The 15,980-nt window shown below is 56.0% G+C and carries 16 protein-coding genes; 12 read left to right on the top strand and 4 right to left on the bottom strand.

Annotation, left to right across the window (positions count from 1 at the left end; genetic code table 11):
- Window positions 1-100 precede the first annotated feature (100 nt).
- Window positions 101-1,009 carry a 50S ribosomal protein L3 N(5)-glutamine methyltransferase gene (prmB, locus tag KDX30_RS22575; protein ID WP_231677547.1) on the top strand — a complete coding sequence of 303 codons (909 nt, stop codon included), beginning with the start codon at window positions 101-103 and terminating at the stop codon, window positions 1,007-1,009.
- Between the two features lie 65 nt (window positions 1,010-1,074).
- Here the strand turns inward: prmB and KDX30_RS22570 are convergent, their stop codons facing one another.
- Together KDX30_RS22570 and KDX30_RS22565 are read right to left on the bottom strand one after the other, a co-directional pair.
- Window positions 1,075-1,878 carry a hypothetical protein gene (locus tag KDX30_RS22570; RefSeq protein ID WP_027898894.1) on the bottom strand — a complete coding sequence of 268 codons (804 nt, stop codon included), beginning with the start codon at window positions 1,876-1,878 and terminating at the stop codon, window positions 1,075-1,077.
- Between the two features lie 116 nt (window positions 1,879-1,994).
- Window positions 1,995-2,954: an alpha/beta hydrolase gene (locus KDX30_RS22565; RefSeq protein ID WP_231677546.1), complete on the bottom strand. Its 960-nt coding sequence runs from the start codon at window positions 2,952-2,954 to the stop codon at window positions 1,995-1,997.
- 143 nt (window positions 2,955-3,097) lie between these two features.
- Between KDX30_RS22565 and aroC the strand changes: the two genes are divergently transcribed.
- From aroC to KDX30_RS22535, 6 genes are all read left to right on the top strand, one after another.
- Window positions 3,098-4,189, top strand: coding sequence for a chorismate synthase (gene aroC, locus KDX30_RS22560; RefSeq protein ID WP_231677545.1), 1,092 nt, complete (start codon window positions 3,098-3,100; stop codon window positions 4,187-4,189).
- Between the two features lie 36 nt (window positions 4,190-4,225).
- On the top strand, window positions 4,226-5,389 hold the full coding sequence (locus tag KDX30_RS22555; protein WP_231677544.1) for an MFS transporter: 1,164 nt from the start codon (window positions 4,226-4,228) through the stop codon (window positions 5,387-5,389).
- Window positions 5,386-6,000 carry a methylthioribulose 1-phosphate dehydratase gene (locus tag KDX30_RS22550; RefSeq protein WP_122706027.1) on the top strand — a complete coding sequence of 205 codons (615 nt, stop codon included), beginning with the start codon at window positions 5,386-5,388 and terminating at the stop codon, window positions 5,998-6,000. The genes KDX30_RS22555 and KDX30_RS22550 overlap by 4 nt, the downstream gene beginning before the upstream one ends.
- An 82-nt stretch (window positions 6,001-6,082) precedes the next feature.
- On the top strand, window positions 6,083-6,631 hold the full coding sequence (locus tag KDX30_RS22545; protein ID WP_027898889.1) for a 1,2-dihydroxy-3-keto-5-methylthiopentene dioxygenase: 549 nt from the start codon (window positions 6,083-6,085) through the stop codon (window positions 6,629-6,631).
- Window positions 6,632-6,641: 10 nt separating this feature from the next.
- A complete protein-coding gene (mtnC, locus tag KDX30_RS22540) occupies window positions 6,642-7,325 on the top strand; it encodes an acireductone synthase (RefSeq protein WP_319946097.1) in 684 nt (227 codons plus the stop codon).
- A gap of 270 nt (window positions 7,326-7,595) precedes the next feature.
- A complete protein-coding gene (locus KDX30_RS22535; RefSeq protein ID WP_027898887.1) occupies window positions 7,596-8,318 on the top strand; it encodes a helix-turn-helix transcriptional regulator in 723 nt (240 codons plus the stop codon).
- A 391-nt stretch (window positions 8,319-8,709) separates the two neighbouring features.
- Here KDX30_RS22535 and KDX30_RS22530 read toward each other — a convergent pair whose 3' ends face one another.
- A complete protein-coding gene (locus tag KDX30_RS22530; RefSeq protein ID WP_099267298.1) occupies window positions 8,710-8,988 on the bottom strand; it encodes a DUF3509 domain-containing protein in 279 nt (92 codons plus the stop codon).
- A 463-nt stretch (window positions 8,989-9,451) separates the two neighbouring features.
- Between KDX30_RS22530 and KDX30_RS22525 the strand changes: the two genes are divergently transcribed.
- Window positions 9,452-9,985, top strand: a complete 534-nt coding sequence (locus KDX30_RS22525) for an ankyrin repeat domain-containing protein (RefSeq protein ID WP_231677543.1) — start codon at window positions 9,452-9,454, stop codon at window positions 9,983-9,985.
- Window positions 9,986-10,070: 85 nt separating this feature from the next.
- The gene (locus tag KDX30_RS22520) at window positions 10,071-10,592 is read left to right on the top strand and encodes a hypothetical protein (RefSeq protein WP_122706037.1); all 522 of its coding nucleotides are present in this window, start codon (window positions 10,071-10,073) and stop codon (window positions 10,590-10,592) included.
- A 4-nt stretch (window positions 10,593-10,596) separates the two neighbouring features.
- On the opposite strand, the gene KDX30_RS22515 is transcribed toward KDX30_RS22520, so the two are convergent.
- Window positions 10,597-11,523 (bottom strand): ZIP family metal transporter, encoded by a 927-nt coding sequence (locus tag KDX30_RS22515; protein ID WP_122395621.1) that lies wholly within the window; start codon window positions 11,521-11,523, stop codon window positions 10,597-10,599.
- Window positions 11,524-11,672: 149 nt separating this feature from the next.
- Between KDX30_RS22515 and KDX30_RS22510 the strand changes: the two genes are divergently transcribed.
- The 3 genes from KDX30_RS22510 (at window position 11,673) to KDX30_RS22500 (ending at window position 15,576) form a co-directional block, all read left to right on the top strand.
- Complete coding sequence (locus KDX30_RS22510) at window positions 11,673-11,864, top strand: PLDc N-terminal domain-containing protein (protein ID WP_099267294.1); 192 nt, start codon at window positions 11,673-11,675, stop codon at window positions 11,862-11,864.
- Window positions 11,865-12,273: 409 nt separating this feature from the next.
- A complete protein-coding gene (gene speE, locus KDX30_RS22505; protein ID WP_095099563.1) occupies window positions 12,274-13,134 on the top strand; it encodes a polyamine aminopropyltransferase in 861 nt (286 codons plus the stop codon).
- 354 nt (window positions 13,135-13,488) lie between these two features.
- Window positions 13,489-15,576, top strand: a complete 2,088-nt coding sequence (locus KDX30_RS22500) for an LTA synthase family protein (RefSeq protein WP_231677542.1) — start codon at window positions 13,489-13,491, stop codon at window positions 15,574-15,576.
- Window positions 15,577-15,980 lie beyond the last annotated feature (404 nt).

Below are 15,980 nucleotides of genomic sequence, written 5' to 3'. Positions count from 1 at the left end.
CATCGTCGAACGTGAGCCGGGTCGCTAATGGCACTCGGGCATCGTGTGTTGCGGTCATGGCTGCTAGAATCCCAAGACGTATTCCAAGGAGCTTCCCCCCGTGATCACATCCCGCTTGCGCACCGTGCGCGACCATATCCGTTGGGCGGTCAGTCGCTTTCATCAGGAAGATCTGTTTTTCGGTCATGGAACTGACAATGCCTGGGACGAGGCACGCCAGCTAGTGTTGGGCGCATTGCACCTGCCTTGGGAGATTGCCGACAGCTATCTGGATTGCCGTCTGGAGCTTGATGAGATTTCGGAGCTGCAACGTCTGATCTCTCGCCGCATTGATGGGCGCGTACCAACTCCGTACCTGCTGGGCGAAGCGTGGTTCTGCGGTATGTCGTTCATTGTTGATGAGCGTGTGCTGATCCCGCGCTCACCCATCGCCGAACTGATCGAAAACCACTTTGCCCCTTGGCTGGCTGACGAACCGGCGCGCATTCTCGACCTGTGCACCGGCTCCGGCTGTATCGGTATTGCCTGTGCCGACGAGTTCCCGGACGCCGAAGTGGTGTTGGCTGATTTGTCTTTTGAAGCACTGGAAGTTGCCAACCAGAACATCGAGCGTCACGGCGTTGATCACAGGGTTTACACCGTTCAGGGCGACGGCTTTGACGGCCTTCCGGGTCAGCGTTTTGACCTGATCGTCTCCAACCCGCCTTATGTCGATTCCGAAGATTTCGCGGACATGCCGGACGAATACCAGCACGAGCCGGAACTGGCCCTGGCCTGTGGCAGTGACGGTCTTAACCTGGTGCGCCGGATGTTGAGCCAGGCAGCAAATCATTTGACCGAAAAAGGTCTGTTGATCGTTGAAGTGGGTAACAGTCAGGTTCACGTCCAGGCGTTGTACCCGGAAGTTGAGTTCGCCTGGCTGGACTTCCTGCGCGGTGGCCACGGCGTGTTCATGCTCAGCGCTGCCCAGTGCCGGGAGCATCAGGCGCTGTTTGAATCGCGTATCTGACTGATCAAGGCTGAAGGCGCTCGCGATGAGCGCCTTCAGTTTTGAGAGCTATTCAGTTTTGAAGACTAGCGGTGGGTTGCAATCCAGATCAGTAATCCGGCCTGGAATACTGCAAAGGTCACCAGACAGGCAATAGTGAAGCGCAGGCCACTGTCTTCACGCTTGTATTTGCCGACGCGATCCTCATGCTGACGGATCGCCACTTCTTGCTCGATCATCTTCTTCTCGGCGTTCTCCAGCATCTGTGAAGCTTCGAGAATCTCGATGATCTGAATCTTGTCGTTGTTCCAGGTGCTGTGCAGGTTGCCGACCTGAACTTCCTTGAAACTGCCTTTCATGTGCTGCGCGTCGGCGTAGGCGACTTCGAAGCCCTGGGTTTTCAGGAAATGATCGCGGCGCAGGCGGGTGTCTTCGTTGAGCCCGTCCTTGCTCGGCAAGGCAAAGCTCTCGACTTTATAGGTCGACCATTTTTTCTGCGCCCAGTGAATGCCCTGAGCGATCAGGAAACGGCCGATGCCACGGTTCCAAGGCTCGATTTGCAGGCCCGAGTCCGGTCCGAAGCGCACGACGTGTTTTTCGTGATCGACCCAGACATCCAGATGGTTCTGTTCGCGGCGCACCCGTTGCCCCGGCAACTGGATGCTCAGGCGCAGCAGACTCACCTCTTTGCTATGCCGCTCGGCACGGCCAAACTGGACAAAGCGCAACGGCCGGCCACCCGTGGCCCGGTCGGTCTGCAACGGCGCCAGGCGCAGCATCACAAAATGCTCTGGCTTGACTTCGTCCCACAGCTGCGCAGGCGCCGGCGCTTCCGCTTCGGCGACTGGAGTATTTTCAGTGATTTCGGGTAACGCGTTCGTTTCAGTCATGTTCACGGCGATCCTGTCCTTGACCCTGTGCAGCAAACACAGAGCCAGCAATCAGCTATCGGCCGTTTTCCCCGGTACTGAAGGGGCGCCAGGATTCCTGACGCCAATTTTCCAGGTCACGCTGCTGGAAGGGCTTCGATAAAGCGCAGAATCCGTTTGGAAAGCTCGCTGGACAGCGGCAGTTGCGGGTTTTTGTAGGACTCGAGTTGCTGCTTGATGTCGTTCGGTACGATGCGCAACACGTGGTTCATGCCCTCGATCAGGGCCAGCTCGGCATCGGGTTTGGCTTGCTTCAACAGCTCTGCATCGCCGACACCGACCTGGATATCGTTTCGACCCTGGATGATAAGCGCTGGAACTTTCAATTTGCCGAACGCGGCAGCCGGGGCTTGGCGGAACAACGAAATCAGATACGGCTGAACACTCGGGCGGAATACAACTTCCAGCTCGTCCGGAACATCGTGGTCGGTCTTGCCCGCCTTGATTTCATCGATCAATTGATTGCTGCGCAGCAGCAGAGGCGGAGGCAGGCGCTCTTGCAGTTGCTCACGCAATACTTCATCCACCGGACGACCTGTACCGGCTACCGAGATCACCGCAGCGGCACCGGCTTTTTCAGCCGCCAGTGATGCAACCAGTGCGCCCTCGCTGTGACCCAGCAGGATCAACTGACCCAGACGCGGGTCAGTCTTGAGTTTCTGGCCCCAGGCTTCTGCGTCGGCTACATAAGCCTCGATGCTCAGATTGCGCTCATCAGGAGTAGCGGCCTTGCTCGCGGCGACGCCGCGTTTGTCATAACGCACGCTGGCGATGTTGTGTCTGGCAAGGGTGCGCGCCAGAAGTTTCATGCTGTCGTTGCGACCGCCGTCGGGGTTATTGCCATCGCGATCAGTCGGGCCAGAGCCAGCAATAATCAACACCACCGGTACGGGAGAGGTGGATTTGGGCAGTAATAAGGTGCCGGACAGCTCACCCGTCGCGGTTTGCAGAACGATGGGGCGCTGCAGGACGGATGGGGTGGCAGCGTGAGCAAGTCCGGTGAGCAAGGGAAGGATCAAAGCGATAACGCGTAACATCGTTGGGCCACTATCTGATGGGATGCCGATTGGACGCGGCCAGACGGATAAGGTTCGAGGATGAACTACACGAGCAGCCTGCGTATACTGGCGGGCTTGTTTATATCGACCTGGTTTTTTCGCTGATTTATCGGAGCGTCCGCATGTCCGGCAACACCTTCGGCAAGCTGTTCACTGTCACCACCGCCGGCGAAAGCCATGGTCCGGCGCTGGTTGCTATCGTTGACGGCTGCCCGCCGGGCCTTGAGCTGTCGCTGCAAGACCTGCAAGTCGATCTGGATCGGCGCAAGCCCGGCACCAGCCGCCACACGACCCAGCGTCAGGAAGCCGACGAGGTGGAAATTCTCTCGGGTGTTTTCGAAGGCAAAACCACCGGCACCTCCATCGGTTTGCTGATTCGCAATACTGATCAGAAGTCCAAGGATTACTTGGCCATCCAGGCTCAGTTCCGCCCGGCCCACGCCGATTACACCTATCACCACAAATACGGCGTTCGCGATTATCGCGGCGGCGGCCGCAGCTCGGCACGGGAAACGGCCATGCGCGTCGCGGCCGGTGCTATTGCCAAGAAGTATCTGGCGAAGATGGGCATCGTGGTACGCGGCTACATGAGTCAGCTTGGCCCGATCGAAATTCCCTTCAAAACCTGGGATTGCGTGGAAGAGAACGCATTTTTCTGCCCCGATCCTGACAAGGTTCCGGAGCTGGAAGCCTACATGGACCAGTTGCGTCGTGATCAGGATTCGGTCGGTGCAAAAATCACCGTTGTTGCCGATGGCGTTATGCCGGGGCTGGGCGAGCCGGTGTTCGACCGTCTGGATGCCGATCTGGCTCACGCGTTGATGAGCATCAACGCCGTCAAGGGTGTGGAAATCGGCGCCGGTTTTGCCAGTGTCGCCCAACGCGGCACCGAGCACCGCGACGAGCTGTCGCCCGCGGGTTTCCTGTCGAACAATTCCGGCGGGATTCTTGGCGGTATTTCCTCAGGTCAGCCAATTGTGGCGCACCTGGCACTCAAACCGACCTCCAGCATCACTACGCCAGGACACTCCATTGATGTTCACGGCAATCCGGTGGACGTGATCACCAAGGGCCGCCATGACCCGTGCGTCGGGATCCGAGCCACGCCTATTGCCGAAGCCATGATGGCCATCGTGTTGCTGGATCATCTGTTGCGTCATCGCGGTCAGAATGCCGATGTTCGGGTGACTACGCCTGTGCTGGGTCAACTGTAATGTCCGAAGGCGTTGCCGCTGCCAGGGTCTGTTGACGTGACGCACCCCCCGGCTGGACAGCTGCCTTATTGGCGGCTGTCCGGTTTTTACGTTTTCTACTTTGCCTTGCTAGGCTCTACCGCGCCGTTCCTGCCGTTGTATTTCAGCCATCTCGGATTCTCCAGCGCGCGCATTGGTGAACTGGTTGCGATCCCGATGCTGATGCGTTGTCTTGCGCCGAATGTGTGGGGGTGGCTCGGGGACTACACCGGGCGCCGACTGGTCATCGTGCGGCTTGGCGCTATTTGTGGTTTGCTCGCGCTTTCCCTGATTCTGGTCAGGCAAAGCTATGCCTGGCTGGCGATGGTCATGGCTCTGCACGCCTTCTTCTGGCACGCAATCCTGCCGCAATTCGAAGTCATTACCCTCGCACATCTGCGTGGCCAGACGTCTCGTTACAGCCAGATCCGGTTATGGGGCTCCATCGGTTTCATCCTGACGGTGGTGGGCGTGGGACGGCTATTCGAGAGCGTGAGCCTCGACTATTTTCCCAGTGTGCTGGTCGCGATCATTGCCGCGATTGTCATCAGCAGTTGGTGGATTCCCAATGCTCAGCCGGTGTTGTCTACGACGCATCCGGAAAGCGGTGGCTTTTTCCGACAATTGACTCGACCCGGCGTACTGGCCTTCTACGCTTGCGTCGGGCTCATGCAGATGAGTCACGGGCCGTATAACACTTTCCTGACTCTCCATCTGGAGCAGTTGGGTTACGGTCGCGGCCTGATCGGAATGCTTTGGGCGGTTGGTGTCGTCGCGGAAGTGTTGATGTTCATGGCCATGAGCCGGGTATTACAGCGTTTCTCGGTACGTCAGGTGCTCCTGACCAGTTTTCTGCTGGCGGCGTTGCGCTGGCTGTTGCTGGGTAATCTTGCGGATCACCTGGTGGTGTTGCTGTTTGCCCAGTTAATGCACGCTGCAACATTCGGCAGTTTTCACGCCACTGCCATCCATTTCGTGCAACGTAGCTTCGGTGCGCAACAACAAGGTCAGGGCCAGGCGCTTTATGCCGCGTTGGCGGGCACGGGGGGCGCATTGGGTGCGCTTTACTCCGGTTACACCTGGAACTTCCTGGGGGCCGGCTGGACATTTACTATCGCCAGTGCTGCGGCGCTGGCCGCTGCTGTGATGGCAGCTACACGAATGAAAGAGGAGCGGGCATGAGCCGCGAACAACTGAGTCAGGCAATTATCGACGCCGGTCGTTTTCTGTACGGTCGTGGCTGGTCACCTGCGACCAGCAGTAATTACTCGGCGCGGCTTTCCGCCACTGAAGTGCTGCTGACCGTCTCGGGCAAACACAAGGGCCAGTTGGGCATCGACGACGTGCTGGCCACAGATCTTGACGGTAACAGCCTGGAGCCCGGCAAAAAGCCGTCGGCGGAAACCTTGCTGCACACGCAACTTTACAGTTGCAGGCCGGAAGTCGGTGCGGTGCTGCACACCCACTCGGTCAATGCGACAGTATTGTCGCGTCTGACCGAGGCCGACCATCTGGTGTTTGAGGATTACGAGCTGCAAAAGGCTTTCAGTGGCGTCGTGACTCATGAATCCCGGGTCGTGGTTCCTGTTTTCGACAACGATCAGGACATTGCGCGTCTGGCGGCGAAGGTGCAGCCCTGGCTTGATGCGCACCCTGATTGCGCGGGCTACCTGATTCGCGGCCATGGTTTATATACCTGGGGCGCGAAGATGAGCGATGCGCTGCGGCAAATCGAGGCGTTCGAGTTCCTTTTTGAATGTGAACTCAAAACCCTCGCCATACTGAACCGATAACGTTTTTAGCCTTCTGCCTGAACGAGCTGTAAAAGTCGCAGGGCATATTCAACCGGGTTTAACTGAACCGAGGAGCGCCGCCATGAGCAGCCTGTATGTTTATCACCAGTCCAGCCCTGAGCAGCCAGATAAAGTCCTGACCCATGTCGAGGATATCGCGTCGACCCTGGCCGAGCACGGCGTGGGTTTTGACCGCTGGCAGGCTGCGACGCCTATTACCCCGGGTGCCAGCCAGGAAGAAGTGATCAATGCGTACCGGGTGCAAATCGACAAACTCATGACCGAGCGCGGTTACGTCACTGTCGATGTGATCAGCCTCAATAGTGATCACCCGCAAAAAGCCGAATTGCGTGCAAAGTTTCTCGATGAGCATCGCCATTCCGAAGACGAGGTACGTTTCTTCGTCGCCGGGCGTGGTTTGTTCACGTTGCATATCGGCGAGTATGTGTATGCCGTGCTGTGCGAAAAGAACGACCTTATTTCGGTTCCGGCGGGAACGCCGCACTGGTTCGACATGGGGGAAAACCCACACTTCGTCGCGATCCGCCTGTTCAATAACACTGAGGGCTGGGTTGCGAACTTCACTGGCGAGAAGATTGCCAGCCTATTTCCGCAGCTTGACGATTTATAGGATTCAGTTCATGACAATCAAAGCGGTCCTGACTGACATCGAAGGCACTACCAGCGCCGTCAGTTTTGTCTTCGATGTGTTGTTTCCCTACGCGGCAAAACATTTGCCGGATTTTGTCCGCGAGCACGCCTCTCGCCCTGATGTCGCCGCACAGCTGGAAAAAGTGCGCGAAGACAGCGCGCAGCCGGATGCTGACGTCGACCAGGTCATCAAGGTTCTCCTGAGCTGGATAGCCGAGGATCGCAAGGCCACACCGCTCAAGGCGCTGCAGGGCATGGTGTGGGAGCAGGGGTACAACGCCGGTCAGCTCAAAGGCCATGTCTACCCCGATGCAGTTGAGGCGCTGCAGCGCTGGCATCAGCAAGGTTATGGGCTTTACGTTTATTCCTCTGGCTCGATTCAGGCACAGAAACTGATCTTCGGTTGCTCGGACGCGGGCGACCTTTCGGTCTTGTTCAGCGGTTATTACGACACCACCTCGGGCCCCAAGCGCGAGGAGCAGTCGTACTGCAACATCGCCAAGGCGATTGGCTTGCCGGCTGAAGAGATTGTTTTCCTGTCGGATATCGTCGAAGAGCTGGATGCCGCCAAGGCCGCTGGCATGGCTACGTGTGGCCTGGTGCGTGACGGTGGCGAGTTGAAGGGGCACGTCAATGTTGCCAGCTTCACCGACATCGACCTGGGCGCATTTTAGCCGCTGAGTTCCGGCTGCTATTGCAGGAATGAATCGCGGCTGCCGGTCAGACGATTCAACTTGTTCAGCCAATACCAAGCCATTACGTGTAAGCCTCGTCCTGTTGAAAAGTAGGATGAGGCTTTTACTTGAGTGCGTAATACCTGTTTGTTTCTGGAGTTGTTCTACAAAGCTTTTAATCGTGTAGTTTTCTGATCGATCCATCCCTGGCGCAGCCAACTAACAACCATTCAAACCCTGCGCCGTGTCTGGACAAAGGAGCGAACTGCGATGGGAAGTGCTGAATCAATCAACTCGACCGAAAACCCTCTCATACAACAGATGGTCAGGAGCATTCATGAGCTGGACAGTAATCAGGCTATCGAGAATGCGCTGGACTGGTTACGCCAGGAGTGTCAGTCCGAAGGGGCGATATTTTGCCAGTTCAGGGGCTCAATGCTGCTGACGTTGGTGACCTCCAACATTGATCGCTCCTGGAGTCAGCATTATCGACGTCAATTGCTGTTGATGGACGATCCGGTGGTCAATCACTACCGGGAGCAATTGGGGTTTATCGACTGGAAAGCGGCATTCAAGCGCTATCCACCCACTGACAGTTATATACAGAGCGTAGAAAAACATGCGCTGACACCGGCTTGCTCCTACGGCTATACCAGTCCGGCGCGCAGTTTTCAGGGGGTGACTTCGATCTGTTCACTCAACGGATTGAGTCGAGCGCTCAAGGCTCCTGATATGTATTTGTTATCCAGTCTGGTTCCGGTCCTGCATTTGGTAGGGCGAGGGACGAAATTGCGCTCTCGAGGGCTGAGCGAGAAGGAAGTCGAGATTCTCGAATGGGCGCGTGACGGCAAAACCGCTTGGGAAATCGCCACGATCCGGCAAGTATCCGAGGCGACGGTCAAATATCACTTCAGAAGCATCTACAGCAAGCTCGGGGTCTCCAACAGAGCTCAGGCGGTGGGGGAGGCTTTGTGTCAGGGCATCATCAAGTGAGCAACAATCAGACGTTCCCTGCAGGAGCGCGCCTTGTGTTCATGACAAACCGCTGTCGCAAAGCAAACATAGATTTGTAGGAGCTGCCGAAGGCTGCGATCGCGGTGTATCAGGAGAAATGCCTGGCAGCCTTTGGCTGCTCCTACATAAAAGCATTCCAAGCCAGGTAATTGCATTTTGTTTGACGAGAGCCAACTTGTCGGCGAGCCATTGGCTTTGCACAGTCAAAGGTTCCGCCTCCCCAAAAGTCGTTTCCTGCTGGGGCTGGGTTTCAACTGATCTTTCACCAAGGCAAAAAAAAGCCGTGAATGCCAATTGGCAATCACGGCTAAACAAAGGGAGCGAAGCGTTTGAATCAGTGATGCATGGAACGGACAGTCAACATTCAAAATCAACGAGTGTGATACGTCGGCAGATCAAAGCGGTGCTGACTTTGTAGCATGGAGATCGCGGGCAGGTCGCTTGCCTGGCCAGCCAGGTCACGACGAATCGCGCTGATCACCCACTCGAGCTGCACTGGGGTGTGCAACTGAGCGTAGGAAATGGAACGACGGATTTGTTTGCCTTCGCCGTTACGCAACGACAGCAGCACACCGCCATCCGGGCGGGCTTGAGTAGTTACGTCGAATTCGGAGAATACGGAAGCGAATTTCTCTTGGATAAAAGTCATGTCTAGCGGCTCCATTGCTCATGGGATAACAAGCTTGGTAGTACTAGTGCAGTGACTGTGCCAGTGTTTGTGTTATAAAAAAATCCTTTAAAAACAATGGTTTATAAATAATTTGTTTTTACGGATTCGTGCAATATGCATGAATGGCTGTCGGGCATCCTGCATTTTGCGGTTTTTTTTGGGTTTTTTTTTGCAGCGAGGGAACTTTGCTGCGGGGAGCAGAAAGGATTCAGCGGGCAGGTCGTGTCTTGTTTCGTGAATACTACGACCGCGTGATCGGGTTTTTATTCGGCCAGCCAATAAAAAAGATGGGGTGGACGCCTCACTAGTCGATGACGGGTAGTAGATTGCCATCTACCTTGATTCTGGACGAACGCCTATGGAGACTTGCGGTCATTAAGTGCAAGAAGGGAGTTGCCGTGCGGTTGCTCTGCCCATGACTTATTTTCTGCGGGAGTCACCGATGTCAGACCAGAACACCAGCAATCAACCTGTGCAAATGAACGACGAAGAGGCTCTGGAGTTTGCCGAGCAGGTATTTGACGTCGCCCGTCGCGGCGATGCAGTAATGCTGGACAGATTGCTGGAGAAAGGCCTTACGCCGAATTTGCGCAATCACAAAGGCGACACGCTGTTGATGCTCGCCAGCTATCACGGCCACAAGGATGCCGTGCAGGTATTGCTCAAATACCAGGCTGATCCGGAGATCCGTAACGACAACGGTCAGAGCCCGATTGCCGGGGCTGCATTCAAAGGTGATCTCGAAGTGGTCAAATTGCTGGTCGATGGCGGCGCTGAAGTCGAAGGTGCTTCGGCTGACGGTCGCACTGCACTGATGATGGCGGCCATGTTCAACCGAACCGCTATTGTCGACTACCTGATCAGCAAGGGCGCCAACCCCAATGCTCGCGATGCCAAGGGCGTTACGCCGCTGGCCGCCGCTCAGACCATGGGGGCCGCAGATACCGCCGAGCAACTGGCGCGGCTCGCTGGCTGATCGATTACCTGCTTAAGTGATAGAGGCGCGAAGGAATTGCCGGTATCCTTCGCGCCTTTATTTTTGCTCGTGATCAGGATCTCCCGTGAAGAATCAACTCATCGAATTAATCGGCAAAATCAGTTCGGGTTGCATGGGCGAGCAGGATATTGAGCGTGTTGCCGATGAGGCCGCACAGGCCTATGCGGATCCTTCGGCGTTTCTGGCCGCCAATTCCGATATCAATTACGACGACACGTTTCCGATCCCGTTGGGCGAGTGGGTGGTAGTGGGCAGTTTGCCTGACACCGTACTGTTTCAGGCCGATACCTACATGGACCTGTTCGCGCAGATCGTGGAATCGTTTGGTAAAGAGGTGGTGTTCAATATCAAGCCCAAGCAACTGGCCAAGGTTGAGGCGCTGGTTGCGCTCAATCGCATCCAGATTCAGCTGGGCAGTATGAATAAGGAAAACGGTGGCTATGTGTTGATGAATTTCAGCCAGCCGCTGGATGATGAACTGCAGACGGTACTCATCTACGGTAATGATCAGGCTCGTGTGCTTGAGTTGTGTGCTGCATTGAACATTCACGCAGCGCCGGCACTGGAAGCGCTGCGCAGCCTTTAACTGCCTAGCCCAGTGCCGTGTCGAGGAACATCATCACCGCAAAGCCGCCCATCAGCCCCAGGGTCGCTGAAGTCTGATGGCCATTGCGGTGGGTTTCCGGAATCACTTCATGCGACACCACGAAGATCATCGCGCCCGCAGCCAGCCCCAGGCTGACCGGATAAGCGATGGCAAAGCCGCTGGAAATCCCCAGGCCGATAAGCGCACCGATTGGCTCCATCAAGCCTGAGCCAACCGCGACCAGCATGGCCTTCATTGAAGACAGGCCCGTTACCCGCAACGCCAAAGCGATAGCCAGACCTTCGGGGATGTCCTGAATTGCAATGGCTGTGGCCAGCGGTACCCCGACCTCCATGTCACCATTGGCAAAACCGACGCCAATTGCCATGCCTTCGGGCAGGTTGTGCAGAGTGATTGCCAGCACGAACAGCCAGACCCGGTTGATGCGCTCGGAATGAGGGCCCTGGCGGCCAACACTTTCGTGTTCATGGGGGGTGAATTTATCCAGGCCAAGCATCAATAGCACGCCCAGCCCAAGGCCGAGTACTACGGTGCCTGCAGCGAGAGGCCCGCTGTCGGTTATTTCACGGGCCGCCGCCAGGCCTGGCAAAATCAGCGAAAACGAACTGGCGGCAAGCATCATTCCGGCTGCGAAACCCAGCATCACATCCTGAGTCCGCTGAGCAACTTCCCTCAGTGCCACGGCAACGATTGCCCCTAAAGCCGTCGCCGCGAAACCTGCGGTACCACCGAGCAGCGCGTAATGCAGGTTGTCTTGATTGGTGCCGTAGATGGCGTTGTAACCGCTGGCAATGAAAAGCCCGAGGACGACCAGTACCACCAGCAGAAACCCCAGGCTGAGCAGGGGAGTGGACTGAGCCTGGGCTAACCATGAGGCCCAGAGCGATCTTGGTTGTGCGGGTGTTTGCATGACTGGCCGACCTGTCTGAAAAATCTGAAGGTCACTGTTTAAATAATGACCTGATCCGATTCGGAACCTGCAAATATGCTGTTGGTTCAACGGAACCCTGCAGGAAAGCCACTATCCTAAGCGGCAAGTATTCAATCTGGAGCAACATCATGGGTTCGACGTTTAATAGTTTGGTAGGGCTGATTATTCTGGCTCTCGACATCTGGGCCGTCATCCACGTACTGAAAAGTGGAGCAGAAACCGGGATCAAGGTTCTCTGGATATTGCTGATCGTCCTGATGCCTGTGCTGGGGCTGGTCATCTGGGCCCTCGCTGGCCCGCGGGGTAATGTGCGGATTTGACTCGGTTCCATGTGCGGAGCTTGTCCGCGATGCATGAGGCACGCATACCCCCTGTGGGAGCGAGGCTTGCCCGCGATATATGAGACACAGCCATAAGCCATACCGCGTTATCGTTTATCGCGAGCAAGCTCGGCTCCCACATGAAAATCTCGTGCATTCAATGATTTATATGCAGTGTGAGGAGCTATCGAAGGCTGTGATGGCGGTGTATCAGGTTAAACGCTTCGCAGCCTTCGGCAGCTCCTACAAAATGCGCATCTTCAGACTCAGGAATTTTTTAGCAGAAACCCAGGGTTTTCAGCGATTGAGTCATCCGAGGTTCGACCTGTCATCTTTCGCGACGTAGAATGCGCGCCTTTCTTATGGGCGGCTGGCCGTCCTGTCTTCAGCATTCATCAGGGACCTACCCATGAGCGATTATCAAGAAACGTTGTACGAGGGTTACGGCCAGCGCTTTCGCATTGAAAAAATGCTTCACGAAGTGCGCACCGAGCATCAGCATCTGGTGATTTTCCAGAACCCGCGCATGGGCCGGGTCATGGCGCTGGATGGCGTGATTCAAACCACCGAAGCTGACGAATTCATCTACCACGAGATGCTGACCCACGTGCCGATCCTGGCTCATGGCGCAGCCCGTCGTGTACTGATCATTGGCGGCGGTGATGGCGGCATGCTGCGTGAAGTGGCCAAACACGACACCGTTGAACACATCACCATGGTCGAAATCGACGGCACCGTGGTGGAGATGTGCAAGGAGTTCCTGCCGGAACATTCCAAGGGTGCATTCGATGACTCGCGCCTGAATCTGGTGATCGACGACGGCATGCGTTTTGTCGCGACCACTGAAGAGAAATTCGACGTAATCATTTCCGACTCCACCGACCCGATTGGTCCGGGCGAGGTGTTGTTTTCGGAAAACTTCTATCAGGCCTGCCATCGCTGCCTGAACGAAGGCGGTATTCTGGTGACGCAGAACGGTACTCCGTTCATGCAGCTCAGCGGCGTGCAAACCACGGCAGGGCGCATGCGTGGCCTGTTCGCGGACTGGCATTTCTATCAGGCAGCGATTCCGACTTACATCGGTGGTGCCATGACCTTTGCGTGGGGCGCGACCGATCCTGCTTATCGCAAGTTGCCACTGGAAACCTTGCGTCAGCGTTTCGCAGGCAGCGGCATTGTTACGCGCTATTACAATCCTGAAGTGCACATCGGCGCGTTCGCGTTGCCGCAGTATGTGTTGCAGGCTGTGAACAAACCCAGCAACGACTGACCTCTGCGAAAGTTACGCAGGCTTCTGCTGCCGGGAAGCGATGCCTGCGTAACATGCTAAGGGCGCCCATTACCGTCGATTCGCCACTACAAAATTTTCACGCCTCTTCATAGAACATTGCGCGCGCTTTTCAGCCGTTAGCGATGGGTACTGGTGTGGCCGGGTTTTATAATCCGCCTTCCTCTCACTTCTCACCCGACTTCCTACAGCTGAAAGTAAAACATCTGCCGTGTATCGCTGCTAAATCCTGGGCGATCACGTAAGATTTGCGCCCGTCGTTCGCCAATGCCCTGTCATTGCCGGGCGCGACTGCTTTTCGAACCTTACTTTGAATCCAACGGATCCTAGAACAACATGGCTAAACCGGACGCTATGATTCATAAGCACGCGTCGTCGCGCTCGCTGCAACCCACCGTCAAATCGCACCTTGCCTATACGCTGCTCAGCGCGTTGGTGCTGATGGTCATGTACACGCTGCTGCGGGTCGCTTTGCTGGTTTATAACCGCGAGATGATCGGTGATACACCGGCCTCGGCATTTGTCGAAGCCCTGTTCAACGGCATGCGTTTCGACTTGCGTCTGACGGTTTACCTGCTTGTCCCGCTGCTGCTCTCTTTATTCAGCGCACGGGCAATGGCTGCACGAGGCTTCTTCCGTTTCTGGCTAACTTTGGTTGCCAGCATCACGCTGTTTCTCGGCCTGATGGAGATGGACTTCTACCGCGAGTTCCACCAGCGCTTGAATGGTCTGGTGTTCCAGTACGTCAAGGAAGATCCGAAGACCGTTCTGAGCATGTTGTGGTACGGCTTTCCGGTGGTGCGCTATCTGTTGGCCTGGGCTGCAGTAACATGGCTGCTGAGCCTGGTATTCAAAGGGGTTGATCGTGTAACTCGTCCGCGTGGTGAGTTCAGCGTCAGCGATGCCAGCAATCGCACTGTTGCGCCTTGGTATGCACGTATTGGTGTATTCGTTGTTTGCCTGCTGATCGCTGTTATTGCCGTGCGTGGCACGCTGCGCCAAGGGCCGCCGCTGCGTTGGGGGGATGCTTACACCACGGAATCCAACTTCGCCAACACACTGGGACTCAATGGCACCCTGACGCTGATCGCCGCAGCCAAGGCCAGCATGTCATCGCATCGCGACAATGCCTGGAAAGCTACTTTGCCCGAAGCTGAGGCGGAGCAGATCGTGCGTGGCATGCTGTTGACCAGTCACGACAAACTGGTAGATGGCGATATCGCTTCTGTCCGCCGCGACTTCACGCCGCCGGTGGAAAATACGCTGCCAATCAAGAACGTCGTTGTCATCCTGATGGAAAGTTTCGCCGGGCATTCCGTAGGTGCCTTGGGGGATGAGGCGAATATCACACCTTACTTCGACAAGTTGTCCAAAGAAGGATTGTTGTTTGACCATTTCTTCTCCAACGGTACGCATACTCACCAAGGGATGTTCGCGACCATGGCGTGCTTCCCCAATCTGCCCGCTTTCGAGTATCTGATGCGTATGCCTGAGGGGGCTCACAAGCTGTCCGGCTTGCCGCAGTTGCTCAGCGCCCGTGGTTTTGACGACGTCTATGTCTACAACGGTAACTTCGCCTGGGACAACCAGTCGGGTTTCTTCAGTAATCAGGGAATGACTAACTTTGTCGGTCGTGAAGACTTCGTCAATCCAGTGTTTTCTGATCCGACCTGGGGTGTTTCTGATCAGGACATGTTTGATCGCGGCGCGCAGGAGTTGAAAGCTCGTGCGGAGAAGGGCAAGCCTTTCTATGCGCTGCTTCAGAGCCTTTCCAACCACACACCTTATGCATTGCCGACCAACCTGCCGGTCGAGAAAGTGACCGGTCAGGGCTCGCTGGACGAACACCTTACTGCGATGCGTTATTCAGATTGGGCGCTTGGCCAGTTCTTCGAGAAGGTCAAGAAAGAGCCGTTCTACAAGGAAACCCTGTTTGTTGTAGTGGGTGACCACGGGTTCGGTAATCACCAGCAGATTACTGAAATGGATCTGGGGCGCTTCAATGTGCCGATGTTGATTATCGCTCCGGGTGTTCAAGAGAAGTTTGGTCAGCGCAGCAGTATTGTAGGAACCCAGATCGACATCGTGCCCACGATCATGGGTCGTCTTGGCGGTGAAACCCGTCATCAGTGCTGGGGCCGCGACTTGCTCAACCTGCCGGCGGGCGACACGGGCTTTGGTGTGATCAAGCCATCGGGTGGTGAACAGACCGTCGCGCTGGTGACTCAGGATCGGATTCTCATTGAGCCCAAGGATATGGAACCTCAGGTGCTGTCCTACACCCTGGGACGTACGCCGCATGCTGAAGTGATTCCGAATGCGCCTGATGCCAAGGAAATGCGTGACAAGCTCGACAGCTTCCTGCAAACGGCGACCAAGAGCTTGCTGGACAACACCGCAGGGGTCGAAGCGAGCAAGAATTGACCTGCTGGTGACGTAATCCAAAAAGCCCCTCATGCAGGGGCTTTTTGTTGTCTGGCCGAACGTATCGTCGTTTGCCGCGAGACAGCGTGGTGCCATTGAAACCGGGCGACTCGTATAAAAAAACCAACTATATGATTTGGAATGTTTTTTAGCTGTAGGAGCGCGCTTGCCCGCGATAGCTTCACCACAGGCGATATGTTCATCGGCTGACAGAACGAATCGCGGGCAAGCGCGCTCCTACACAGACTGTGTGAAAACTACTGCAGGCTGTGCACCTTCGGTGCTACGCGCACAATACTGCGTTAAAAACAGCCGAAAAATGCTCATTTAGAACACCTAGACTCCGCTTTTTCGGCTGTTTTTGCCTTGTCTTGCCGTCGCTCGCTACGTTTTCACACAGTCTG

It is taken from the genome of Pseudomonas quasicaspiana (assembly GCF_021147825.1).
Taxonomy (GTDB): domain Bacteria; phylum Pseudomonadota; class Gammaproteobacteria; order Pseudomonadales; family Pseudomonadaceae; genus Aquipseudomonas; species Aquipseudomonas quasicaspiana.
Note: the sequence above shows the minus strand (reverse complement) of the source record. Positions and strands in the feature narration are given on the sequence as shown.

Coding starts and splice junctions, on each gene's coding strand:
- KDX30_RS22500 (WP_231677542.1), top strand. CDS start 13,489: ATGGCTAAACCGGACGCTATGATTCATAAGCACGCGTCGTCGCGCTCG.
- KDX30_RS22530 (WP_099267298.1), bottom strand. CDS start 8,988: ATGACTTTTATCCAAGAGAAATTCGCTTCCGTATTCTCCGAATTCGAC.
- mtnC (WP_319946097.1), top strand. CDS start 6,642: ATGACAATCAAAGCGGTCCTGACTGACATCGAAGGCACTACCAGCGCC.
- KDX30_RS22515 (WP_122395621.1), bottom strand. CDS start 11,523: ATGCAAACACCCGCACAACCAAGATCGCTCTGGGCCTCATGGTTAGCC.
- KDX30_RS22525 (WP_231677543.1), top strand. CDS start 9,452: ATGTCAGACCAGAACACCAGCAATCAACCTGTGCAAATGAACGACGAA.
- KDX30_RS22550 (WP_122706027.1), top strand. CDS start 5,386: ATGAGCCGCGAACAACTGAGTCAGGCAATTATCGACGCCGGTCGTTTT.
- KDX30_RS22535 (WP_027898887.1), top strand. CDS start 7,596: ATGGGAAGTGCTGAATCAATCAACTCGACCGAAAACCCTCTCATACAA.
- KDX30_RS22545 (WP_027898889.1), top strand. CDS start 6,083: ATGAGCAGCCTGTATGTTTATCACCAGTCCAGCCCTGAGCAGCCAGAT.
- KDX30_RS22570 (WP_027898894.1), bottom strand. CDS start 1,878: ATGACTGAAACGAACGCGTTACCCGAAATCACTGAAAATACTCCAGTC.
- KDX30_RS22565 (WP_231677546.1), bottom strand. CDS start 2,954: ATGTTACGCGTTATCGCTTTGATCCTTCCCTTGCTCACCGGACTTGCT.
- KDX30_RS22510 (WP_099267294.1), top strand. CDS start 11,673: ATGGGTTCGACGTTTAATAGTTTGGTAGGGCTGATTATTCTGGCTCTC.
- speE (WP_095099563.1), top strand. CDS start 12,274: ATGAGCGATTATCAAGAAACGTTGTACGAGGGTTACGGCCAGCGCTTT.
- aroC (WP_231677545.1), top strand. CDS start 3,098: ATGTCCGGCAACACCTTCGGCAAGCTGTTCACTGTCACCACCGCCGGC.